This is a genomic window from Bartonella sp. DB5-6, from assembly GCF_000278115.1.
Lineage (GTDB): Bacteria > Pseudomonadota > Alphaproteobacteria > Rhizobiales > Rhizobiaceae > Bartonella > Bartonella refiksaydamii.
The window spans coordinates 227,038-243,052 of the sequence record NZ_JH725117.1 but is presented as its reverse complement, the minus strand read 5'-3'; the positions used below and the strand labels follow the sequence as shown (position 1 = coordinate 243,052).

Annotated in this window: 16 protein-coding genes and 1 pseudogene; 9 read left to right on the top strand and 8 right to left on the bottom strand. The window is 40.5% G+C overall.

The features are described from left to right. Positions 1 to 162 precede the first annotated feature (162 nt). Complete coding sequence (locus MCO_RS10575; RefSeq protein ID WP_007552994.1) at positions 163 to 330, top strand: hypothetical protein; 168 nt, start codon at positions 163 to 165, stop codon at positions 328 to 330. Between the two features lie 333 nt (positions 331 to 663). Here MCO_RS10575 and MCO_RS04925 read toward each other — a convergent pair. Continuing rightward, positions 664 to 1,829 (bottom strand): annotated as a pseudogene (locus tag MCO_RS04925) (tyrosine-type recombinase/integrase). A 457-nt stretch (positions 1,830 to 2,286) separates the two neighbouring features. Beyond that, entirely contained in the window at positions 2,287 to 2,907 is a 621-nt protein-coding gene (locus tag MCO_RS04920; RefSeq protein WP_007552989.1) for a J domain-containing protein, read from the bottom strand. 122 nt (positions 2,908 to 3,029) lie between these two features. On the opposite strand from MCO_RS04920, the gene MCO_RS04915 reads away from it, so the two are divergent. Beyond that, positions 3,030 to 3,308: a BolA family transcriptional regulator gene (locus MCO_RS04915; RefSeq protein WP_007552988.1), complete on the top strand. Its 279-nt coding sequence runs from the start codon at positions 3,030 to 3,032 to the stop codon at positions 3,306 to 3,308. Positions 3,309 to 3,332: 24 nt separating this feature from the next. Here MCO_RS04915 and MCO_RS04910 read toward each other — a convergent pair whose 3' ends face one another. Together MCO_RS04910 and MCO_RS04905 are read right to left on the bottom strand one after the other, a co-directional pair. Next, positions 3,333 to 4,301: a tyrosine recombinase XerC gene (locus MCO_RS04910; protein ID WP_007552987.1), complete on the bottom strand. Its 969-nt coding sequence runs from the start codon at positions 4,299 to 4,301 to the stop codon at positions 3,333 to 3,335. Positions 4,302 to 4,303: 2 nt separating this feature from the next. Beyond that, on the bottom strand, positions 4,304 to 5,125 hold the full coding sequence (locus tag MCO_RS04905) for a SapC family protein (protein ID WP_007552986.1): 822 nt from the start codon (positions 5,123 to 5,125) through the stop codon (positions 4,304 to 4,306). Between the two features lie 130 nt (positions 5,126 to 5,255). On the opposite strand from MCO_RS04905, the gene rimM reads away from it, so the two are divergent. The 7 genes from rimM (at position 5,256) to MCO_RS04870 (ending at position 11,333) form a co-directional block, all read left to right on the top strand. Continuing rightward, a complete protein-coding gene (rimM, locus tag MCO_RS04900; protein ID WP_007552985.1) occupies positions 5,256 to 5,834 on the top strand; it encodes a ribosome maturation factor RimM in 579 nt (192 codons plus the stop codon). Between the two features lie 228 nt (positions 5,835 to 6,062). Continuing rightward, complete coding sequence (gene trmD, locus MCO_RS04895; RefSeq protein WP_007552984.1) at positions 6,063 to 6,761, top strand: tRNA (guanosine(37)-N1)-methyltransferase TrmD; 699 nt, start codon at positions 6,063 to 6,065, stop codon at positions 6,759 to 6,761. Between the two features lie 212 nt (positions 6,762 to 6,973). Then, complete coding sequence (gene rplS / locus MCO_RS04890) at positions 6,974 to 7,414, top strand: 50S ribosomal protein L19 (RefSeq protein WP_007552983.1); 441 nt, start codon at positions 6,974 to 6,976, stop codon at positions 7,412 to 7,414. Between the two features lie 471 nt (positions 7,415 to 7,885). Next, positions 7,886 to 8,287, top strand: coding sequence for a succinate dehydrogenase, cytochrome b556 subunit (sdhC, locus tag MCO_RS04885; RefSeq protein WP_007552980.1), 402 nt, complete (start codon positions 7,886 to 7,888; stop codon positions 8,285 to 8,287). 15 nt (positions 8,288 to 8,302) lie between these two features. Further along, on the top strand, positions 8,303 to 8,689 hold the full coding sequence (sdhD, locus tag MCO_RS04880) for a succinate dehydrogenase, hydrophobic membrane anchor protein (protein WP_007552979.1): 387 nt from the start codon (positions 8,303 to 8,305) through the stop codon (positions 8,687 to 8,689). Between the two features lie 5 nt (positions 8,690 to 8,694). After that, positions 8,695 to 10,539: a succinate dehydrogenase flavoprotein subunit gene (gene sdhA, locus MCO_RS04875; RefSeq protein ID WP_007552978.1), complete on the top strand. Its 1,845-nt coding sequence runs from the start codon at positions 8,695 to 8,697 to the stop codon at positions 10,537 to 10,539. A gap of 14 nt (positions 10,540 to 10,553) precedes the next feature. After that, on the top strand, positions 10,554 to 11,333 hold the full coding sequence (locus MCO_RS04870; RefSeq protein WP_007552977.1) for a succinate dehydrogenase iron-sulfur subunit: 780 nt from the start codon (positions 10,554 to 10,556) through the stop codon (positions 11,331 to 11,333). Positions 11,334 to 12,250: 917 nt separating this feature from the next. Here the strand turns inward: MCO_RS04870 and virB11 are convergent. From virB11 to MCO_RS04850, 4 genes are read right to left on the bottom strand one after another with little or no spacing between them, the layout of a single operon-like run. Next, positions 12,251 to 13,315 (bottom strand): P-type DNA transfer ATPase VirB11, encoded by a 1,065-nt coding sequence (virB11, locus tag MCO_RS04865; protein WP_196794026.1) that lies wholly within the window; start codon positions 13,313 to 13,315, stop codon positions 12,251 to 12,253. Beyond that, the gene (gene virB10 / locus MCO_RS04860) at positions 13,287 to 14,453 is read right to left on the bottom strand and encodes a type IV secretion system protein VirB10 (protein WP_007552975.1); all 1,167 of its coding nucleotides are present in this window, start codon (positions 14,451 to 14,453) and stop codon (positions 13,287 to 13,289) included. Before virB10 ends, virB11 begins: the two co-directional genes overlap by 29 nt. Continuing rightward, positions 14,453 to 15,259, bottom strand: a complete 807-nt coding sequence (virB9, locus tag MCO_RS04855) for a P-type conjugative transfer protein VirB9 (RefSeq protein ID WP_007552974.1) — start codon at positions 15,257 to 15,259, stop codon at positions 14,453 to 14,455. The genes virB10 and virB9 overlap by 1 nt, the downstream gene beginning before the upstream one ends. A gap of 13 nt (positions 15,260 to 15,272) precedes the next feature. Beyond that, a complete protein-coding gene (locus tag MCO_RS04850) occupies positions 15,273 to 15,971 on the bottom strand; it encodes a virB8 family protein (protein ID WP_007552973.1) in 699 nt (232 codons plus the stop codon). Positions 15,972 to 16,015 lie beyond the last annotated feature (44 nt).

The following is a 16,015-nucleotide window of genomic DNA, read 5'->3' as shown; positions in this document are numbered from 1 at the left end:
AGTAATACGAGCAAGAAGGAACGGGCCATGATAGCTCACTTTGAGAATGAAAGAAAACGTCAACAAACAAAAAAAGCTTTACAAAAGCGACCATCCAAGCGTCCTATCCATCCTTAAAAAGGGAGTTGGACAAAAGCACGAATGATGTAGGGGGATAAAGCAGTGTCCTCCTTTATCCACGCGGGTGGCAGTTTAAATCTGGTGGTCGATCAACTCCACAACGAGGCAAGTGAAGGTTCGATTACAGGAGATGCGCATTTTGAAGCAAAAGCCATTGGGGGTAATCCACTGGAGGCATTAAGCAGTTTAACCGAGGCTGGATTTACATGACAAGTTTTTTAATGCTGCGTCGTTATAACGTTGCTGTTTCGCTTGCTCGATGACATTGATATGATCCGATTGTAACCAACGCGATAAAAAACCAAACTTTAAAGAGAACATCATTTTCTGTCATACTAGAATCCCCTCAGTCTCAAAAAATGAAAACAAATCATAAGCATTTATTAACCATATTTTTGCATCATTTGAAAGGTATTTAATCTATAAAAAACAGTGTTTTATTATAGTTTTTCTGATGTGATAATTTATGAATCTTATTGAGATGATATGAGAGAACAGAGAGAGAAAGTTATCCACAGATGATGGGGTTATGCACCCCATCTGTTAAGATTGCCCCGTGACATAAACCGCCCATTTATCCATATAGACACGGCGCTGTTCTAGATAGTCAGTACGACGATAGGCACGCTCTACTTGTCCTCCTACTGTATGACTTAGAATGGTTTCAGCGACCTCATAGGGGGCATCAGTTGTTTCAGCAAGCCAATCGCGTAAACTAGAGCGAAAACCATGGGGGCAGGCTTCAAGACCAGCGCGTTGCATATATTGTGACATACAGCGTTCAGCAAGGGGACCGCGACCGGTTGCAGAAAAAAAGAAATCATTGCGAGAAAGCGAGCGGGCTTGTTTCAAGATTTCTAATGCCTCTGTTGATAAGGGCACGCGAAACTCTGTTGTTGTATCACGCTTTCCTTTCATATTCTCAGCAGGAATAGTCCATAGATCCCCATCAACTTGATCTTTATGAATATGACGCAAAGGATATGTGCGAACGCCTGTCAAAATAAGCAAACGTAATGCCAGATATGTTATGGTTGTTGTTTTACAAAGCGTTTGATAAAAGGCGGGGACATCTTTCCAATCCATAGCTGGTCTATTCGTGATCTTATGGCGTTGTTTGCCTAATAAAGCTTGTGCTTTTTCTGTTGCCTGTAAATCAACATCCAATCCTAAGGCAGCCGCATGTTTAAGACAAAGATTAAGACGCATCAATGCTGTTCGAGCAGTTTTAGCTTTTGTATGCCAAATAGGGGCAAGCACATTGCGTATCTCTGTTTGAGTAATCTCTGAAACGGGCAAACAGCCTAATTTGGGAAGAATATGAAGGCGTAATGGTAAAAACCAAGTTCCATCTTTACCGTCACCTTTTAGTTCAGCTTTACGACTTTCAAAAGCATCTAAAGCAATGTCTTTTAAATAATGGAGATTACGCATTGCCTCACACTTTTGTTTATTGCGTTCTTTAATGGGGTCACGCTCTTCACGTAAAATAGCACGCCACCCAGTTGCTAATTCACGGGCTTGTTTTAAAGAGACATCTCTCAAGGCACCCAAGCCCATTTCGCGACGGCGTCCGTGAATGGTATATCGTAAAATCCATTGAGCACCTCTATCTTTCGTTTATGAAGGAGCAAGCCGGCACCATCGTTATATTTGCCAGCTCCTAATGTTGCGACAGATCTTGCATTCAGCCGGTTCATAAGAGCCATTTTTACTCCTTTCTTATACAAATTTGATCCACACACTCATCCCACTTGTTATATGCAAATGAGTGGTTTTGATTGAAGCAATATAAACAGGTTTGAAATGAGAGAATCTTACGATATTCGGGACTCTCACTCAACATACAAAACAGTGAATTATCATTATAAATCAAAGTATTATTCGAATGTGGAGACATTTTCTTCATTTCAAATCTGTTTATCTTGAATCAATAAAATAGCTCACTTGCATGTCATAGTGGGATTGGCCTATGGACAAAACCCTTTAAGAAAGCAGTAAATATGCTTCTCATGTTTCGTCTAAATGTGAGAGCAGTTGCAATGTTATGGGTTAGCAAAAAGAATAATGGTGCTGGTTTGATTCTTGCATAAGTGAAAAGGGTGCACAATGGATAAAAGATTGTTCAGAAGAAAACCCCTTTGTATAGGTGTGTGCTTCTGTTTGTTAGCACAAACCAGCTTTTTTGAGAAAATTATAGGCATGCAAAACATCGCGAAAACGCTCTTCTGAAGAACGATTACCGCCATTGGAATCAGGATGGTGCTTCTTTACCAGTTCTTTATATTTTGTTTTGATATCTTCAGCTGAAGCATTTGCTGGTAATCCCAATGTATCAAAAGCTTTGGCTTCTAAGGGTTTTAATTTTCGTGAAAAACTATTGGTTGAATGACGCTCAGTAAACAGTGTAAGTGGATCGCGCATACGATTTTGGTAGGCAGCTGTACCAGAGCGAATTTGTGCATAATTGGCTGCTGTTTTTTTCGACGTGCTATTGCTAAAATCGGTAGGCCATGTTGGACGATGTCCTGTGAGAGCATCCTTTTGGAATTTTGCAATATCTTTATCGCTAAGACCAGAGAAGTAATTAAAATTTTTATTATAGGCACGTACATGATCAATACAAAAGTATAGATATTGCCCTTCGTGATTTCGACCTGCTGGTGCTTTATGGACTCCTGTTTTTTCACAACCTTCCCATTGACACTGTTGTGCTTCTGATTCAGCTTTTTGCTTTTTGTTGGAGCTGATTCGAATTGAGTCGAATAATTTAGATGTTATTGTCATATCTTTAGGTTTATGCAAAATCGATTGATTTGACAAGAATTGACTTTTGAAAAATTTATTTTCACACTCATTTAGTAATGAAAAAGGTGTATTGCACCGTTCATTTTGTGAAGGAATAAAAAATGTCTACTACAATCCAGACAACGATTCAAATAAAGCTCCAAGACGCTTTTCATCCACAGAAACTTGAGGTAATTAACGAGAGTCATCTTCATGCGGGGCATCCTCATAATGAGCATGCTTTTGATGCTAAAGGAGAAACGCATTTTCGGGTGAAAATTCTGTCTTCTTCTTTTTCTGGTATGACGCGTGTGGAGATACACCGAGCGATTTATCAAGTTTTACAGAAAGAATTAGCAACCTGTATTCATGCTTTGGCACTTGAGGTTGCATCTGTTTAATTTCCCTTGTTGTTCAAAACTTTTTCAAGAACGGGGGTGCGCTTTTCGATAAATTTTAAGCAGGTAGTCTGTATCAACATGGGTATAGGCTTGTGTGGTCGAGAGGCAGGCATGTCCTAGAAGTTCTTGAATAGTGCGCAAATCTCCTCCCCGTGACAAAAGGTGTGAGGCGAAAGAATGGCGTAGTGTATGGGGGGTAGCCGTTTCTGGTAAACCAAGGCTTGCGCGTAAATTTCGAACAGCTCGTTGAATAATGGCTGGCTGCAAGATACCACCTCGCGCGCCGCGGAACATTGGTTGATTGTCCACTAAAGGATACGGGCAGCATTTGAGATAATTCTGTACAGTTTCGTAAACGATTTTGATAAGGGGGACAAGGCGTGTTTTTCCACCTTTTCCTTTTATAAATAAACTTTTTCTTTGGGGATCAGAAAATTGTTCTGGTGTGAGGCTTAAGGCTTCTGATATCCGCATTCCACAGCCGTAAAGAAGCATTAGAACAGCAGCGTTACGGGCGGTAATCCATGGTTCATTTTCCTGTTGATTTTCTTGTTTGACTATGTGGAGTGCTGATTTTATCGTTAAAGGTTTTGGTAGCGATTTTGGTTGTTTTGGAGTTCGCACAAGTTTAGCAGCAGGAACACTGATAATCCCTTGGCGCGATAAGTAGTTAAAAAAAGAGCGCAAACCCGCCATTCCTCTACTTAAAGAGCGGGCACTTATATTGTGTGTACGGCGATAAGCCAAATAAGCGCGCAAGTCCATGACGCGCAAATTGGTGAGATCATTAAAGGTTGGTTGGTGCCCTAAATGCTGACAGAGAAAAGACAAAAATTGTCGTGTATCACGCTCGTATGCTTTAACTGTTTGTGTAGCCATGCGACGTGTTTGTATAAGACCATCTAACCAGTTTTTTCTTGCCGATAAAACAGCATGGTCAGCTGGAATCAGAAAGACATTTTCATCTTTTCTACCGTCATCTTTTTTAGACATTTCTAGTTGAGGGTCTCTTTCTTTTTAGGTGTATTGTTTTCAGAGTTGCTAATCTTTTTTTGCGATTGTTCTTCATGGTTTGTGAGGCGCTTTTCACCTTTTAGAGAGAGTATTTTTAAAAGATTATGCGTTGACATAAGATGTGCAAAAATCAATCCTAAAAAGCCATTTTTATGGAGTTTGGCAAGTTGGTTTGCAGAGAGTTTATTCAGTTTTTCTTCATCAACAACCCAAAAATGTTCCAATTGTGCTGAAAGACCTTTGTCGTTTTTCACATTAATTGATTTTTCGCTTAGAAGGTCCATCTCTACAAGGGCATCGATAAATTCAGAAGTTTTTTCCATAGCGATTTTAAAGCTTTCAAGAAATTGAATACGCTCTTCCATAAAGGGTGAAATGGATCCATCCGAATTAAAAAGTTCTGTTCCTGCAACTTCATTAAACATGCCTGATTGCTGATCAAAACAAACAGAAAGCTCTTTTTCATTTTGAAATTGCGCAAGAACAAAAGGATAGCGACGGACAAAAGCGGGGACATAAGTATTTCGTTCCCAACTTTTATCGGAAGTGATGTAATCATTTTCTTCGTTGGAGAGACCTACAAGTGCGGCGGATGTATAGTGTTTTTTCTTTTTTTCATCTTCTGCACACATAAACAAAATTGGATAGTCTAGAGCAGCTTGGAAATATTCACTACTTGCTAAAGGAACCCAGTGGGTATCTTTAGCAAAGGACATATCGCTTGGAGGAGCAAATTTTAGGTTTTTATGGGTAACTTTGTTGATTGGGGTAATATCTTTGTAAAATAGCATAACATTTGCCATAAGACTTCTCCTTGTTTTAATTTGCTGTTGTTGCCAAGAAAGACTTTTGAGACGATTTCTGATAGAGCAACAAAATTGAGTAAAAAATTATCAGATTGAAGTGTTCATTTTTGAGAGATGATATTTTTTCATGGAATATAATCAAAAAAAGCTTAAAAAGAAAGTCTATCTTGCCATTATTGGTCCAGCTCATGGTATCAGAGGAGATGTTTTGGTTAAATCTTTAAGCGCTGAACCACAGCGTTTAAAGATCTACGGTATTCTTTATGATGATATGGGGCGTTCTTATGAAATTATAACTCTTCGCGTGCAAAAAGATAATGCCATTGTGCGTTTTAAAGGAATTGAAGATCGCAGTGCTGCTGAAGCTTTAAAAGGGATTCGCCTTTATGTCGTCCGTGACCAATTGGTAGACGATTTGGAAGAGGATGAATTTTATCAAGTCGATTTAATTGGGCTTTATGTCCGAGATTCTGCTGGTCAAACTCTAGGTGAGGTGAGTGGTTTTTTTAATTTTGGGGCTGGTGATTTGCTTGAAATACGTTTTAATACGCGCAAGACTGCGCTTATTCCTTTTAGTAAAGCGGCAGTGCCAGAAATTTGCATTGCTTCTGGTTTTCTTGTTGTTGATCCAGTTGCTGCTGGTTTAAGTTATGGAGAGGAAAATCACAAAGGGAAAATAGCTCGAAAAGATGAAAGTGGAAAGTGAAGGAATGCAAGAATGTGCTTTCAAGCACATGGGTTAGCACACTCTTGAAATGTTTCGTGAATTTTTAGGGAATTCTTAGCAAGACAAGCTCTAAAGCGGAGAATATGGTATTTGGATACAGAGCAGATGAGCAATTTTGTTTTGGATAAACATCATGATGTGATGATACCCCAATGGGTGTTGGTTTAGCAAGGTTCATGCTAAAGGTGTGGATGAAAGAATAAAAAAATGAAGTTTCAAGCGCGTATTTTAACACTTTATCCTGAAATGTTTCCAGGTTTTTTGGGTTATTCTTTAGCAGGGCAAGCTTTAGAGCGAGGAATATGGTCGCTGGAGACAGTACAGATTAGGGATTTTGCTTTGGATAAACATCATAGCGTTGATGATACACCGGCTGGTGGGGGAGCTGGTATGGTGATGCGGGCAGATGTGCTAGCGGCTGCACTTGATAGTTGTCCACATGATTCGCCAAGGTTGTTGATGAGTCCGCGTGGGCGCCCTTTTAACCAAACTTATGCGCGCTCTTTGGCACGTGAATCCGGTGTAACCTTGGTTTGTGGACGTTTTGAAGGTGTAGATGAACGGGTTATAGAAGCGCGGGAATTAGAAGAAGTCTCCATTGGTGATTATATTCTTTCCGGTGGGGAAACGGCTGCATTGGTTCTTTTGGATGCTATCATACGTCTTTTGCCTGGAGTTATGGGCAATGAGGCTTCTGCAAAATGTGAAAGTTTTGAAAATGGTTTGCTCGAGCACCCTCAGTACACGCGCCCTTCTCTTTTTGAAGGGCGGGGTATTCCTCCAGTGTTGACATCAGGACATCACCAAGTTATCGCGGATTGGCGTCAGCAGCAAGCCGAATTGTTAACACGTCAACGCCGTCCTGATCTTTATGCTCTTTATGATAAAAATCGTCAGAAAACTTGATTCATGTTGTAAGGTGGTGTATTGCATGGCTCTCTTTTGGGAGAGTTTTTCTGTAAAGGGTTTTCTGTAATTCCAAATTAAAGTGAAGGAATGGTGTATTCGCTCCTGCGTAAGGCATAGTCTAAAGAACCTCTTTTCTTTGTATGAAAAAGCTTTTTTGGCAAGAGTTGAGCGCTCTGACTGTTCAATGAAGAACATGAAGGATAAAAGAAATGAATATTATCGCGCAGCTTGAAGCTGAACAATGTGCAAAAATTGAAGCAAAACGCCAATTTCCAATTTTTCAGCCAGGGGATACGGTTCGTGTCATGGTGCGCGTGACCGAAGGTACACGTACACGTGTTCAAGCGTATGAAGGAATTTGTATTGCACGTTCAGGTGGTGGGTTGAATGAGACTTTTACAGTGCGCAAGATTTCTTATGGTGAAGGTGTTGAACGTGTCTTTCCGATTTATTCTCCCTTGATCGAAGGTGTTGAACTTGTGCGCCGAGGTAAAGTGCGTCGTGCAAAGCTTTATTATCTTCGTGGTTTAAGAGGTAAAGCTGCGCGTATCTCTGAAAAGAGAGATTACCGGAAAAAAGGTGAAAAGGTTGCTGAGAGTGCAGAAATAGAAGCTGTTAGTGTAAATGCTGCACCGCAAAGCGCTGAGTAAATACCGCATCTAATAGAATTTGTGCAAAAGTAGCTTTTATGTCTTCCGTGATTTCTGGTGGTCACTAAAGAAGTGGTTTGAGGTGCGCGTAAAAATGTTGCGCCTCTCCCGTGTCTTAAATTTCCTTAAATAATGGCAAAAATTCAAGATCCCAGAGGGTATTATCGTTGGTATTTAAAAAAAACGGGCATAAGGGTAGTTGAAAAAATGTATGTTTGTGTTTGAGAAACGATGTTAGACCTTTGACGTGAAGATAAAATTGTATTAGGCTGAGGTAAGTTTTATGGCTTGCGTCTGTAGAATAATCGGTTTTTTTTATGCGTGACCTTTAATCCGTTATTTGAGATAACCGACCTGTAATGTTGGCATTTTAAGATGCCTAAATAAGTAAAATGATAATGCACTTGGTTGTTTTGTGCGAATTGTATCGCTCATAATGCGGTTGCAGTAGAAGCTAGGTCAGGATATTTTATGGCAGAAACAATTAGGATAAAAGAGCGTCCTCGTTCCCCTCATGTAACTATTTATCGTTGGACCATCACTATGGCGATGTCAATTGCGCATCGTATCACTGGTGTGGCTCTTTATTTCGGAATGGTCTTTCTCGCTCTTTGGTTAGTGTCAATTGCTTGTGGAGCTGAGGCTTTTAGAACGGTAAATGAGATTTATGGTTCTTTGCTTGGGCTTTGTGTTTTGTTTCTTTATACTCTTGCTGGAGTTCATCATATGGTTGGTGGTGTTCGCCACATTGTTTGGGATCTAAAGCCTTGCCTTTTGGCCAAAGAGAAGGCTACGCCCACTGCGTGGGCGACAGTGTTTATTTCCCTTATTGTTACTGTTGCTATTTGGATTATTGGATATAGCATTGTTTAGTTGGGGGAAAAAGATATGAAAAAAGACTTTCGAACAGAACTTGGGAAAGTACGTGGACATGGAAGTGCGCATGAAGGAACAGAGCATTTTTGGTTACAACGTCTGACAGGTTTTGTAAATCTGCCACTTTTAATATTTTTCATTGTTCTTGTTCTCTCGCTTGTTGGAAAGGATTACAGCATTGTGAGGGCGAGGTTTTCACATCCTGTGGTTGCTATTTTGATGGGATTGCTCACTTTTTCAGTTCTTTACCATATGAAACTTGGAATGCAGGTCGTTATTGAGGATTATATTCCGCGTGGAAATATGCGGATGTTATTTTTGGTGCTGAATATTTTATTTTGTTTTGCTCTAGGTAGTATCATCATTTTTTCTCTCTTAAAGATTGCATTGGGAGGTTGAAGGGTATGGTGAGCAAAGGATCATTTCTGGGGGCTAGAGCTGGTAATGCCTCTTATCACACTGTAGATCATAAATTTGATGTTGTTGTCGTTGGTGCGGGCGGTGCGGGTTTGCGTGCAACGCTTGGAATGGCCGAACAAGGGTTGAAAACAGCCTGTATCACAAAGGTTTTTCCAACTCGGTCGCACACCGTTGCAGCACAAGGCGGTATTGCAGCGTCACTTTCGAATATGGGGCCTGACAATTGGCAATGGCATTTGTATGATACGGTGAAGGGGTCTGATTGGCTGGGCGATACCGATGCAATGGAATATTTGGTGCGTAACGCACCTGCTGCTGTGTACGAGTTAGAACATTACGGGGTGCCTTTTTCCCGTACGCAAGAAGGTAAAATTTATCAACGACCTTTTGGGGGACATACAACAGAGTTTGGGGAAGGGCCACCAGTCCAGCGCACTTGCGCAGCAGCTGATCGTACGGGGCATGCGATTTTGCATACACTTTATGGACAGAGCTTAAAGCATAATGCGCAGTTTTTTATTGAATATTTTGCCCTTGATTTGATCATGACAGATGGTGTCTGTACGGGTGTTGTGGCGTGGAATCTTGATGATGGTACAATACACCGTTTTTCTGCTAAAATGGTTGTTCTTGCAACTGGTGGCTATGGGCGTGCTTATTTTTCTGCAACATCAGCGCATACTTGTACGGGTGATGGGGGGGGGATGATCGCGCGTGCTGGGCTGCCACTCCAAGATATGGAATTTGTTCAATTCCATCCTACAGGTATTTATGGTTCTGGTTGCTTAATTACAGAAGGGGCACGTGGTGAAGGTGGCTATTTGGTCAATTCTGAAGGTGAGCGCTTTATGGAGCGGTATGCGCCTTCCTTTAAAGATTTGGCTTCACGTGATCTTGTTTCACGTTGTATAACGCTTGAAATCCGTGAAGGACGTGGTGTTGGTCCGAAGAAAGATCATATCCATTTGGTTCTCAACCATATTGATCCTGCTATATTGCATGAGCGTTTGCCGGGGATTTCTGAATCAGCACGGATTTTTGCAGGTGTTGATGTAACAAAAGAACCTATCCCAATCCTTCCAACGGTTCATTATAATATGGGTGGTATTCCCACCAATTACTATGGGGAAGTTCTCAATCCCACGGCAGATTCACCTGATCGTGTTCAACTAGGTTTGATGGCTGTGGGAGAAGCTGGGTGTGCTTCTGTCCATGGAGCAAATCGCTTGGGTTCGAATTCATTAATTGATCTTGTTGTGTTTGGGCGTGCAGCTGCGATTCGTGCTGGTGAAGTGATTGACCGCGAGGCGGAAATTCCACCTCTCAATGAATCGGCCGTTGACGAAATTATAGCGCGTTTTGATCGTTTACGCTTTGCTCACGGAGGGACGCCAACCGCCGTGTTACGTGAAAAAATGCAACGCACTATGCAAGAAGATGCTGCTGTATTCCGTACAGAAGATTCTTTGAAACAAGGATGTCAGCGGATGAGTCAAATTTGGGGTGAACTGTCTGATCTCAAAGTAACAGATCGCTCGTTGATATGGAATTCTGATTTGGTCGAAACGTTAGAACTTGAAAATCTCATGGCTAATGCAATAACCACCGTTTATTCAGCAGAAGCACGTCTAGAAAGTCGGGGAGCACATGCACGTGAAGATTATCCAGAGCGTGACGACAAAAATTGGCGTAAACATACACTTTCACATTTATCGAGAGAAGGAAAGGTGACGTTGTCGTATCGTCCTGTCCATGTGGAGCCGTTAACATCTGAAGCAGATGGTGGTATTGATCTAAAGCGTATTGCTCCTAAAAAACGCGTTTACTAAGGGGAGAATAAATTATGGTACAAATTAAGCTTCCCAAAAATTCACAAGTGAAAGCTGGAAAGGTTTGGCCTAAGCCTGAAGGTGCTACAAAACTGACAGAATTTCATGTTTACCGTTGGTCGCCTGATGATGAGGAAAATCCCCATCTGGATACTTATTATGTAGACCGCTTAGCTTGCGGTCCAATGATCCTTGATGGGCTTTTGTTTATTAAGAATCATATTGATCCAACTTTGACTCTTCGCCGATCGTGCCGTGAAGGTATTTGTGGTTCATGTGCAATGAATATTGATGGAACCAATACGTTGGCTTGCACCAAAGGTATGGATGATGTGGTGCATCCTATTAAAGTGTATCCTTTGCCTTCCATGCCAGTTGTTAAAGATTTAGTGCCTGATTTGAAGCGTTTTTATGCGCAGCACCGTGTGATTGAGCCTTGGTTGCAAACCGTTTCACCGGAGCCAGCAAAAGAGTGGTTACAAAGCCATTCCGATCGCCAAAAAATTGATGGTCTTTATGAATGTATTTTATGCGCTTGTTGTCAGACATCGTGTCCTAGCTATTGGTGGAACGGTGATCGTTATTTGGGGCCAGCTATTTTGCTCCAAGCGTATCGCTGGATCGCTGATTCGCGTGATGAAATGTGCGGAGAACGTCTTGATAATCTGGAAGATCCTTTTCGGCTATATAGGTGCCATACGATTATGAATTGTACGCAAACTTGTCCAAAGGGGTTGAATCCAGCGAAGGCAATTGCTGAGATTAAAAAACTTATGGTTGAACGCCGTCTTTAAAAAATGTTCCTTAATAAGGGTAACATGAAAGATGAGAGGGCGTAAATGTTTTTTGCGTTCTTTGAGATGTGTACGAGATTCGGTCTGTTCGATTTATAAAGATTTATTAGATTTTGTGTGAGAATTAAAAATGGCTATTATCGTATCGCCTTTAAAAAAGGGCTACCTCTTGAACAAAAAAAGTGTTGTTTGGGAAAATACATTTTGAATGTGGATAAAAAGCTACAATGAGGCAACGTTGTTTAAGCGGATTCAACCGTCATAAAAATTATGCTTAAATTGTAGTTTCCACTATTTCTTTGTTTTGATTATTTGTTTGCCTACCAGCCAAATTGTTTGTTTACGGAATGAAAAGTATCTAGTGATTTTATTTCCCGCTATGAAAGATAGAGTTTACCAATAAATATCAGCGGTATAGCCAATCAATATTTGCAATTTATGTCGTTCATAAAGAATTTTTCCTTATTTTTTATGTTGCTCTGTTCAAAATCGCTTAATCTGTTGTGTATAAGTTGGTAAGTCTTTACGTGAAAAGGCGCTCTGTTCTTTGTGAAGTGATTTACAGCATTACAAAACTGTGCTGAAAAAGTGGCATTAAAATAGGGCTTTAACAGGTTAGTTTGCATTAAGAAGTAGTAAAATTTGTTTCAAGATATTTTCAGGAGCAAATTTGGTTGCTATAAAGGGTAGAGATGATTTCTGCAGAGATTCTTTTTGCTGGGATATTTATTCTCTAGTAATTTTTCTTTGAATTATGCTTATCATCACTTTCTCACTTCCCCTGTCGTAAGAGCATGAAAAGTTTATTAGAAAAATAAGAGGGGGAGAAAGCTTATTTCAAAAATTTAAATAAAAAGCCGTAACAACTTATTACGGCTATTATTATCTATGTGATTTTCTTGAGAAGAAAGCGTTACTTAAACTATCTTCGATTTGGCAAAAATTGGATCATAAAAGACTTCAGAGAGCTTTCTATCTTTGAAGAATAACACTACATCTACTGTAGTGTAAAGCACTATCTTTATCATTTCTAGGTCAAGTTGACGGCCAATCTCTGATCTTTTGATCAATGTGGCACATCGTTCGAATGTTTGTAAAGCATTGTTGGCGTGTGTCGTTGTAATTGATCCCGGATGCCCAGTATTCAATGAGTTGAGATATTCCCATGCTTCATTGCCACGCAGTTCCGCAAGAAAAATGCGGTCAGGCGATTGACGTAAACATGCATCTAGGCATTCTTCAGCCGAAACACGACCTGCTCCGTTACCATAAAGCATATGCACATGGTTTGGATGATTCGGTAAAAAAAGTTCATGAACATCTTCAATCGTAATAATACGCTCTTCTATGGGTACCTTTTCAATTAAAGAGCGAGCAAATGTCGTTTTACCTGAGCCCGTTTTTCCTGCAATAATGATGTTGCGTTTATGAAGTACGCACTCTTCCAAAAATTCAAGAATTTTTCTATCATGTTTGAGGCGCAAGAGTTGAACTTCAAATGGTTCTAACCGCGTGAAATCATGCTGTGATAACAATTTTTTTGCTTCTTTTTCTGTAGGCTTATTGAAGCTTACATCGGTAAAATCATTAAATGTACCTTCTTCATTGAATTCCTCTAACGTTTTAACCGTGAGGGAATGTTTACGAATTACAAAAGAGAGTGTGCCATCGATAACAGCTGGTGTTTGTACAATTGTACCGCGCTGTCCTCCAGGTAAGCGCACATAATTAATACTCTTGGGAGCCGTACCATTATAAACAATAATGGCTGTGATAAGCGTCTGCAAAAAAGCGGCTGTTAATTCTGGTAGGCTATGCATTTGCCAACCCTCAAAGCTCTTTACCCATACTTCGCAGGGGTTGCAGATCGATAATTCAGTAATTTTGGGATCTTCTAAGAAATGATCAAGTGGTTGCAGAAGTTGTGCAACTGCTTGATCTTTCTGTATTTGATTAGCGTGTAATGAGGCTGTAGACATCACTGAAATCCAAATCTCGAGCAACAAAAATGCTCACCCGTTCGCCCTGATTTTTGTAAAGTGTCGGTGTAATATTTATGGAGTTTTGAAGAACGTCGCTAACCACCGATTCAGCATTCTGTAGATATTGATATTGTGCTTTTTCCTTATCTTTACTTTTTCCTCCAATTTTTTCTTTTGCCCAGTCTCCTAAACCACCAATTATACTCACCATGATTGCACCACCGAATCTCTCCCAGAAATGCCTGTCAATCCAACCACCAATGCCAGCTTCTCCAAGGGGACCGGTGCCGGGTGAGTCAAGATTAACGATAACTCCAGAAGGTGTTTCAATACGCGACCATTGAACAAAAACGCGCGTTTGTCCTTGTTGTATGCCACTTTGGTAGAAACCGACAATTTTAGAACCACGATCTAGCAAAACAACACGACCGCTTGTGGAATAAATATCACGTGTTAAATGACATGTTGTCATTCCCGGCTGCGATGTGACAATCTTTGTTTCTAGTACGCAATCTATTTGTGTTCCTTGCGTAATTAAGAGATCACGATTACGAAGTTGAACTGCGTGTGATTGACCTAACCGTACAGGTTGTAGCTTGTCGAATAATACACCATTATTTGAGTCATATTCAGATGTATTACCTTTTGGAGGTTTTGTAGAGTTTTCGCTACTGCCACCATTATTAAGTCCAGAGTGAAGCATACGCTTGCGCGCTAATTTTTCAGAATCCTTAATCAAATGTGGTGGAATCGTTGTTTGAAGTAGCTTAGCCAAAGCAGGTGGAATCTCCTGTAGTGAGCTTTCGGCTGGTGCTTCTTTTTCAGTTTCTTCTACAACTTTCGGTTCTTCTATGATTTTAGGGGTATAGCTCGGTATAATTTGTTGTACTGTTTGTTGAGGTTTTTCTTCCTCAACTTCTGTGGTATTACGCATTTTTAGAGCTTTCCAAGTCAGAGCAATCGGTATTGCTACTATGACAAGAAGTCCTACTATCAATAATGCACGTGCACCAGGAATTGTTGGACGGCACTCTGAACCTAGTTCTGAGCTACCATATGCACCTTCAATATGCTTTGGTTCGGTGTGTTCCAGTTTCACACTTTTGTTGATTTCGTCTCCTTTCTTATTGTCGAACATTATTTGCCTCCTTTATTGATGCGGTGAACCACCGAGGATACTGTTCTAGTTGTATTTGGTATACCATGGGGATCATAGGCTTCATTGAAGACAGCTAAAGCACGTTTGCCAAGCCGTATAAGCCATTTGGGATTAACCTTATGAACAGCGATAATATCATTGGAATTTCCTACGATGGTACGCGGTATTAAACTTTCATTGCCTTCAGCATCCACTACGTAAATTGATGGCATATCCATGTTGGCAGGAAATTTGAAATAAGTAATACGTCCATTATCCCAAGCGTTGATCGGAGCAATATCTTGGTTGCCGCTCATCGTGTAGCTTAAGTTATAACCTTTCACGCTTTGATTAAAACCACGTTCAATGGCAAGACGTTGGCTATCCTCAAGTGATTTTTGGGTATTTGCATCGGGATAATAAAAAGCTAATTCATAAGTAGCTCCAGCACGATCATTCCGAAACTGTAGTCGGAATTTGTAGCTACGTTTATCGGTTACAACAATGAGATTTGTATTGGCAAGTTCTGCTTTGGGTTTAATAAAGATATGCCGCCCTTTATGTGCAAAAGCATAGGCATCCGAATCACCAAAAGCGTGGGTGATATATTGCTCTCCTTCTTCAAGGATGATATGTGTTGCCACACCAAGAACCGTTTCAATTTGAACTACATCATCTACGTTATATGTTACGTAGCGAATACGATGATCATATTGTGAACTGGATGGAGTTTTAAGGGCTTGCACGGGCAACGTATAAAATGAGGAAAGAGAGGACAGCAAAGCAATAAATGCAAGTTTTTTCATAATAATCAATTCCTCAATTATTTAAAAGTACTTCTGGATCAGAACGATAGCTTGTGACCTGAAAACCAAGGGGGTTAAGTAATCGATCCGATGATTTCATTGGTGCACCAACATAGGTATAACCAATTGTAGCGATTTGGTGTTGTTTTGGACCAACTGTACCGCTGCTGTCATGTTGTTGCGTCGTAAAACGCACAGTCGCCTGACCACGTCCATTGGGTTGGATTGAGCGTACCTTAACTGTAATGCGTGCTTTGTTGGAAAGCACTTTATCGCGTGCATTTTCACCATCATAGATTTTGTAAAATTCTTGTTGAACAGTCGGGGCACTTAAAAGCGCTGCAGTGTCATAGTTCAACTGAATAGTGTCGTAATCATAAGTTTCGCGGTTAAGCACATATTGATTAAGCCAATACCTATCTACAATTTCACCATAGCTGGTTTCATGCTCGCGCATTACAGAAATGACATCAACAGCACCCGTCGTATTATCAACGCGTAACACTAAAGGAGTAGGAGCTGGTTGAGAAAAGCCAACAACCCCACAGACCATACCAAATAGGCCAAAAATACCGACAGCACCCGCTACACGCCACGCTGTTCTGCGCGATCTTATAAATTCGCTAATAAGTTCACGTTCCAAACCACGGCTTTCTTCATAATAACTGTTAAGTTTTTCGGCTTTTACTGGTTTAGCTTGTTTTTCTTTCATATGACTCCTCGCTGAATTTCGGCAGGAACTGTTTTATTAACAGG